We start from the raw sequence: 7,702 nt of genomic DNA, 5'->3' as shown, positions 1-7,702 counted from the left end.
TTGTTGCTGAATTTCCTCGAAAAGTACGACTGCGTTCCTGCAACCTTCCTCCATACGCTGTAGGATGAATGTTTTGAACGGCTCTAGTTTACCCGGTGGTGTCACAGAACGCTGATAGGGTTGATGAGTTTCTTGTTGCAGCCATTTGCGCACGGTCTTTCTATCCCTCCTCATCTCCTCAGCCATTTGCGAGATGCTCATTCCCCGTTGTTTCATATCCCGAATCACAAAATACTCTCCATTCTGAACCAAGATTTCTCCCCTCCAGGGGAGATTGTCCGTTTAAGATGGGGAATTTTCAATTGCTGATAATGGGGATTTTACACTTGTTGCTCACAGATCTCGCTCGAGTTCTTCCAATGTCATTGGCAATACGAATTTTCGAACAGAATCGCTTGGAAAATCGTGAGGTACTTCAAGTCCTAGTATTTGGGACAACCTTGACTTATCTTCCATAGCTGCTAACACTAATTCTTGATTCCATGACACCATACGAAGACGTTTCGTTACTAAATTCGCAATTATAGCTCCCCTTAACGGGGATTGAAAAACAACCAATCCCCTAGAATTTTTGATTGAGAACTGGACTTTATACAATATACATAGTCACACTCTTTTTATATAAGATAGATCGAAGTGTATTGCAATTTACAGTTATCTTTATTTAACTTTTACTTTAATTTAGAAAATTTTTCTCAAAAAAATCGAATGTCTTTTACAAAGCTTCACCAATTGCAACTTGAAAAGACAACTACCTTATATGATATGCGAAACTAGATGTTTACGACCCAATCAAACCAACGTCCATGTCCATCTGTTAACGCAATGATTTCATTAAATTCTTCACCTTTTATATAATAGTCCAGATGTAATTTCCCTAAATCAGAAATATTGTTGTAAAGATGGAATACATCTCTCATAGCACCTATTGATTTGACATGATCTATTAATTGTGTCTTTAGTTCATTTGGCATTTGATTAGCTACGTGTGTGTGAAAAATACATACAGTTGAATCTTGAGATATTTGTTCAACAATCTTAGGTAGTAATGAAACCCCGTCTCCTTCAATCAAATTTACAGGATTTTTATTCAATAGTTGAGCTGCCTTTTCAAATAACTCCAACCGTTCTTTATGTTCTGGCCAAATCAATGATTTGAGCCATAAGTAATCATGATGATTGGATAAATCAATCACATGCAGATCGATTCCAATTTTTGTATAAACCGGAGGACTGATTGGAGGGAATTGCGGAATATTCCCATTTCTCAATTCCGCAGTTAAGTGCACACCCGAGTTTTGTTCTCCGTACGTGTCATCAGTTCCATATGAATAGCTGTATTTGTCCCATAATAGTTGTAGTCCTGCACTTGTACCTATTTCGATAAGGGATAGGGGTTTATGCACCTTGTTATAGATGTAAGAGAAGCTTGGGTATAAATAAGTGCAGCGTCTAATTTCATTGGTTTGAACCAAACGACTCTGAAGAAGATCGATAATTTCATTTTGGTGTTGCATACAGAAATCCTTAAACGAAGGGAACACCTTCTCCACGGGAAGAGGATTCACTGTGATACTTGGATAAAACTCTTTTAATTCGTGATCAATTCCTGATAAAAGAAGATAATGGACAGAAGCCAATAACAAATTAGGAACTGGTTGCCCTTGCTTACAATGAGAACTCAATTCAAGTAATTCATTATCCTTTGAAATCTCTATAGCTAAAAATTCATACAACCTGCTGGAATCAGAACACTCCAGTTCAGCAAACCTCTTAAATCTCTCCGACAAAAGAGCAGTATCCATACAATAAACTCCTCCAATTGAAAATAGGATAGGATATGAAATGAACTGATATTGATACGAAATATCCATAATCACGAGTTATGATGTTTGATAAGGTCTGACATTTTCCCTATTTTTAATTTTAATAGAATTGAAAATTTTTCAATAAAAGAAAATTCCAGGAGGCTGGTTAAACGCACTCCTGGAAACGGACAAAATTTATTCTCTCATATCCACTCCAGACTTTACCGACTTGTCATCTCACAAACATGCGTTGGAAAAATCAGTAGCAGGAGTGGCGTGGAGCAAGTCTCTTTTTCCACGTCCAGTTTTTAATCTAGAATCTGCATTAATAGTTCAACAGATATTGTTCCCGTTCCCACTCAGTAACCTGCATACGATACATACTCCATTCAATACGCTTGGCTTCAATGAAATGATGGAAAACGTGATCGCCTAAAGCTTCTCTTAAAACAGAATCCTTGGCCAAGACTTCTATGGCTTCACCAAGCGAACCAGGTAAGCTTTGAATGCCAGCAGCGATTTTTTCTTCTTCTGTCATAATATAGATATTTCTATTGACGGGTAGAGCTAATGGCAATTTTTTCTCAATACCATCTAACCCTGAAGCTAACATAACCGCCAATGCCAAATACGGATTACAGGAAGGATCGGGACTGCGCAGTTCAATACGCGTACTAGAACCACGCGCTGCCGGAACACGAACTAAAGGAGAGCGGTTTTTGGCCGACCATGCCACGTAGCTAGGCGCTTCGTAGCCTGGCACCAGTCGCTTATAGGAATTTACCGTCGGATTACAAATTGCTGTGAACGCTTGCGCGTGTTGCATCAATCCAGCCAAATAATGTTTGGCTATTTCACTTAAGCCAAGTTCATCTGTTTCATCATAAAACGCGTTTTGCTGATTGCGAAATAACGATTGGTGACAATGCATGCCAGAACCATTGATTCCGTACACCGGCTTTGGCATGAACGTGGCATGAAGTCCGTACTGTCGAGCAATCGTCTTTACCACTAGACGAAATGTAGCAATATTATCTGCCGCTTCAAGCGCATCCGCATATTTAAAATCAATTTCATGCTGTCCAGGAGCCACTTCATGATGAGACGCTTCAATTTCAAAACCCATAGCTTCCAGTGTCAGGACAATTTCTCTACGACAGTTTTCACCCAGATCGAGCGGAGCCCAATCAAAGTATCCACCTTCGTCATTGACTTCTTGAGTTGGCCGACCTTCAGCGTCAAGCTTAAAGAGGAAAAATTCCGGTTCCGGTCCAACATTAAATGCAGAAAATCCAGCTTGATGAGCACGCTCCATCACCCGTTTAAGCACAATTCGAGGATCGCCTTCAAACGCTTGACCGCCTGGCAGATAAATATCACAAATTAAGCGCGCGACTTTTCCTTGACTGGAGTCCCAAGGAAAGACCAACCACGTGGAACGATCAGGCACTAAATACATATCTGATTCTTCAATTCGCACAAAGCCTTCAATCGATGAACCATCAAACATAATCTTATTGTCCAGCGCCTTAGCCAATTGATCGACTGGAATTTCTACGTTTTTAATAATTCCGAGCAAATCTGTAAACTGTAAGCGAACATAACGTACATTCATTTCTTCAGCTAGCGCCAAAATTTCTTCTTTTGTCCGTTCCTTGCGCAAGTCATCACACCCTTGAGTCATTTTTTCATTCTTAACGTTTCCGATAAAAACGCGATAAATCACCTAAAAAGAGTGACTGAGCACTGGCGCTGCGGCCTTCGAGCAACTCTCGCTGGATTTGCTGGTAAACTTCTTCATCCGATAAATCACGGACAGTTTTTGAAAGGACGTTTTCCTTCATCCGCTTGCGAATGGTGTGTAAACTTTCCCCATTTTCCATCCACTGTCTAATGGTCATGAGACGTTCGACATCGACAAAAGAAAATTGCCGTTGTTTTCCTTCTGACCTTTTAGGAGAGATTAGACCCTGCTCTTCATAATACCGAATCTGCCGCGCGCTCAAACCTGTCAGCTTTTGTACGGTACCAATGGAGAAGAGAGGCAAGTGCCGACGCTCTTCCAGATCCACGGTACGCCCCTCCCTCACTCTGGATTAATCTTATCTTACTCAAAGACAAGCTACAGGTAAATGAAAATGTAAAGTTTTCTGACTTCATCTACAAGATTTTTAGATCTGAGAGTGACGTAAGTGAGCAAGCACCTGCGTGAGACGTAAAACTGCCCAAAAACCTTGTTCGTAAGTCAGTCCACCTTGAAGATAGGCACGATACGGAGGACGCAAAGGAGCATCGGCAGAAAGTTCAATGGATGACCCTTGAATAAAAGTCCCGGCTGCCATCAAAACAGGCGTGTCATAACCAGCCATATCACCGAATTCTGGAACAGCAAAAGAATCTACTGGCGCGCTTGATTGGATGGCAGTCGCAAATGCCGCTACTTCTTGGCGCGAATGAAATTCAATTTCTAAGACAATATCCGCACGCGTCTCATGCGCTAAAGGAGAAACTCGATAACCAAGTTCATGCAAAGCATGACTTGCAAGTACAGATATTTTTAAAGCTTGACAGACAATATGAGGCGCAAGAAATAAACCTTGATACATAGAGCGCAAATAACCTTCTGTTGCTCCTAACTCCGCACCAATTCCGGGAGCATAGAGTGAAACCGCCGCGGCATCTACAATCGATTTCTTGCCCACAATATATCCGCCTGATGATACAAGTCCACCACCAGGATTTTTAATAAGCGATCCGGCAGCAAAATCTGCACCAACGGCTGTAACTTCCTCAACTTCAACAAATTCTCCATAACAATTATCTACACCTAACCACACGTCAGGTCGTAATGTTTTCACAAAAGAGAAAACGCCTGCGAGCTTGTCCAAAGAGAGCGCAGGCCGAGAACTGTAGCCACGGGATTTTTGAAACATGACCAGACGAGTGTTGGGTCGCAAAGCTTGAATGATTTGTTCTGTCTGCGGCATACCTGTACCATCAAGCTCGACAACACTACTCTCTATCCCCCACTCGCGCAAACTACCTGGAGATTCGCGTAAACCTACCACAGCTTGCAGGGTGTCGTAAGGCTGTCCAGTGGCAAACAAAACGTGATCGCCCGGACGACAAAGCGCAAAAAGAGAGGTAGAAAGCGCGTGCGTCCCAGAAACAAACTGTGGTCGAACCAATGCTGCCTCTGCAGCAAAGACACGCGCGAAGATACGTTCCAATTTTTCACGACCAGCATCGTCTATTCCGTATCCATTTGAACCTAACAGGTCACTTGTCGATACACGTTCTTCTGCAAAGGCGTCCATTACCCGTTTCTGTATATGAAGAGCATTTTGCTCTAGACGACGAAAAATTGGTTCTACTTCTAACTGCCTTGCTTGTAGCCATTGAAAATCGATGGAAGACATACAAATAGTTCTCCTTTATAGAAGATAACTGAGTCATCGAAAAATGAAGAATGACTGTAGTCGAGCGACCAATCAGCGGTATAGCACTGACCGACATTGTAACACAAAGCGCTTAACAGCATTTAAAAGCTGATGTGCCAATCCTCGAGACGATCTGTTGTCCACTCAGCAATAGCCGTCCAGAAAGAAAGAGCTACTAGAAAAGAAATGGTATATCGGCTTGATATCCAAAACGAAGAACCGAGTGCCAAAACACCGCCAAGCATCAGTAAGGGAATACCTAAACGGCGAGAAAGCGTGTCTTCTATGAGCCAATGGTCCTGGTGATATTGTAAAAGAGAGAGCATACACTCTAAAAATATCGCCATGACTATGCCCCAAACGGCCAACCATGTCCCAACAAATAGTAAGGAACACAACCACATAACGACGATCAAAGAAAATTTACTCAACAATTGACGCCTGGAAATCGGAAGGCTCAACGGAAAAAAACGCAATGCTGAAACTCCAAAAAACATTGCTAGCGCCACATGCGCTTGCCAAGCGCCGGCAATTAACAAACAAAGACCTGTAAATGGGAGCACATGCCGTCCGATTTTCGCGGCCAATGTACGTTCTCCACGTCCCAGCACTTGCTCGGCTTTGAATACATCATCCATCATCTGCAAACTCCAGATAACAAGCAGCAATGAAAGAGTTGGGCGCAAAAAATCAAGCCAGTCTCCAGACATGCTGTTTTACCTCATCAATCGCTTTGTCTTCTGTCCCCTGTAGAAACACTACTGGAATTTTTCCTAATGATTTACGAATATCGCGCTTCTTCCATTTAACTTTCAGTAGTTCGGTCTTCGTCATCACTATGAGATAAGCGCGTCGTGATTTTGCGTATTCATACAGTTCTAAATCGACACCTTCTAGTTGTAAATGAAGACCACTTGCTTCTTTCTCTGAATGATAGATTGACCGTTGTGGCCGCAAAGCCCTTGTTGCATCTATAACATGAATGATAATTTCAGCTTGAAGCAGCAAACGCAAAGTATGGGCCAACGACTCACGACGCACACCTTCTAGTTCCGGATCATCCACCAGTGATTGCGTATCTCGCAGAATCCAGCGTTTTTGCAGAAAGCCCTTTTTAAGCGTTAACTCCATCGGCTCCATTTGCTCAGATGCGTGTTCCTGCAACCATCTCTGCTGCTCGGAAGTTGCCCTTATTGGATATGGATGAGATACTCTACGACTCTCTGCCGTTTTAGCCAATGCCCTGCAGAGTGAAGTCTTTCCGGAACGAGCTTTTCCTACCACAACCACTTCTGAACATGGGCGATTCAAAAAACATCCTCCTCCCGGAAATCTTCGGCTCTTAAAGTCATTAATTCCTCTCTGGAAACACGAGATCGCTGAAACAATCGCGATGCCTGATGACGGATCGCTTTCTCTATCAAATTGCGCACAAAACGGGCGTTACTAAACTCTCGAGAAGCATCCAGAAGCGCTTGTTGAATTTTTCTTCGTAAAATAAATTCAGCATCCGGTGCTAGTTTGTATTGATGTTCTTGTGCTGTTTGCCTGGCAATCGCAATCAGAGAAGAGAGCGTGTAGTCCGGAAAATGCAAATGAATGGGAAAACGACTGGGTAAGCCAGGATTTGTACTCAAAAAATATTTCATCTCATTCTCATAACCAGCAATAATCGCTACAAATTGATTGCGATAATCTTCTATTCCCTTGACTAAACAATCAATCGCTTCCCGGCCAAAATCTTTGTTTCCACCACGTGCTAAAGAATACGCTTCATCAATAAAGAGCACTCCACCAAGCGCCCGCTGTATACTCTCCCTCGTTTTTTGCGCTGTGTGGCCTATATACTCGCCAACTAAATCGGCACGCTCTACCTCGACCAAATGACCCTTCTCAAGCAATCCGCAGTCTCGAAACATTTCAGCAATTAATCTTGCAACTGTGGTTTTTCCTGTCCCCGGGTTGCCTGAGAAGACCATATGCAAGACCAACGGATCGGTTTTAAGCCGAGCCAGCCGACGTTGTTCCTGAATATAAACATGGGCAAAGATTTGTCGGACCATCTCCTTAACTCCATCCAGACCAACAAGACTATCCATTCTAGAAATAATCTGCAGCAAGCGTTCCCTGGTCATATGCATAGTACTGTTTGCTTCATCAGTTCTGTATTTGCCCGATAATCTAGATAGCGCTTCGCCAACTGCCATATTACTTTGTTCAAATTCATCAATGACTCTGTACTGCGTAGGGCGTACTTGATTCCATCTGTTTTTGGAGGGCACCCGTTGTCACCTCAAATCATCTTCAGCGCTGGTACTGAGGTAGCCTATGCTTCATTCGCGATTTGGGTGAATGCCTAGAAGACGAACTGAAGAAACAAAACAAAGAAAGAGGAAGGTAGATGGAGAAAGTTTTGAGACAAAATAAAACAGACTAAGTGTCAGCTCTGTCTTC

Annotated in this window: 7 protein-coding genes and 1 pseudogene; all 8 read right to left on the bottom strand. The window is 42.6% G+C overall.

All coding sequences use genetic code 11. The features are described from left to right. Nucleotides 1–252: pseudogene (locus BUA75_RS14090) on the bottom strand (helix-turn-helix domain-containing protein); the annotation flags it as partial. 521 nt (nt 253–773) lie between these two features. Next, entirely contained in the window at nt 774–1,805 is a 1,032-nt protein-coding gene (locus tag BUA75_RS14085; RefSeq protein WP_072875222.1) for a DUF2332 domain-containing protein, read from the bottom strand. A gap of 328 nt (nt 1,806–2,133) precedes the next feature. Beyond that, the gene (gene glnA / locus BUA75_RS14080; RefSeq protein ID WP_072875221.1) at nt 2,134–3,471 is read right to left on the bottom strand and encodes a type I glutamate--ammonia ligase; all 1,338 of its coding nucleotides are present in this window, start codon (nt 3,469–3,471) and stop codon (nt 2,134–2,136) included. A 31-nt stretch (nt 3,472–3,502) separates the two neighbouring features. Next, entirely contained in the window at nt 3,503–3,880 is a 378-nt protein-coding gene (locus BUA75_RS14075) for a MerR family transcriptional regulator (protein ID WP_072875220.1), read from the bottom strand. 99 nt (nt 3,881–3,979) lie between these two features. After that, nucleotides 3,980–5,227 carry a methionine gamma-lyase family protein gene (locus BUA75_RS14070; RefSeq protein WP_072875219.1) on the bottom strand — a complete coding sequence of 416 codons (1,248 nt, stop codon included), beginning with the start codon at nt 5,225–5,227 and terminating at the stop codon, nt 3,980–3,982. Nucleotides 5,228–5,349: 122 nt separating this feature from the next. Beyond that, nucleotides 5,350–5,958, bottom strand: coding sequence for a hypothetical protein (locus BUA75_RS14065; protein ID WP_072875218.1), 609 nt, complete (start codon nt 5,956–5,958; stop codon nt 5,350–5,352). Continuing rightward, nucleotides 5,939–6,559 carry a GTPase domain-containing protein gene (locus tag BUA75_RS14060; RefSeq protein WP_072875217.1) on the bottom strand — a complete coding sequence of 207 codons (621 nt, stop codon included), beginning with the start codon at nt 6,557–6,559 and terminating at the stop codon, nt 5,939–5,941. Before BUA75_RS14060 ends, BUA75_RS14065 begins: the two co-directional genes overlap by 20 nt. Continuing rightward, nucleotides 6,556–7,530, bottom strand: a complete 975-nt coding sequence (locus tag BUA75_RS14055; protein WP_072875216.1) for an AAA family ATPase — start codon at nt 7,528–7,530, stop codon at nt 6,556–6,558. The genes BUA75_RS14060 and BUA75_RS14055 overlap by 4 nt, the downstream gene beginning before the upstream one ends. Nucleotides 7,531–7,702 lie beyond the last annotated feature (172 nt).

This window comes from Alicyclobacillus tolerans (assembly GCF_900142255.1).
GTDB classification, from domain to species: domain Bacteria; phylum Bacillota; class Bacilli; order Alicyclobacillales; family Alicyclobacillaceae; genus Alicyclobacillus_I; species Alicyclobacillus_I tolerans.
The sequence above is the reverse complement of the archived record's forward strand: the minus strand, read 5'-3'. Positions and strand labels throughout refer to the sequence as shown.

Bases quoted from the DNA above. Each gene is read 5' to 3' on its own strand.
- BUA75_RS14085 (WP_072875222.1), bottom strand. From the start codon at position 1,805: ATGGATACTGCTCTTTTGTCGGAGAGATTTAAGAGGTTTGCTGAACTG.
- BUA75_RS14070 (WP_072875219.1), bottom strand. From the start codon at position 5,227: ATGTCTTCCATCGATTTTCAATGGCTACAAGCAAGGCAGTTAGAAGTA.
- BUA75_RS14065 (WP_072875218.1), bottom strand. From the start codon at position 5,958: ATGTCTGGAGACTGGCTTGATTTTTTGCGCCCAACTCTTTCATTGCTG.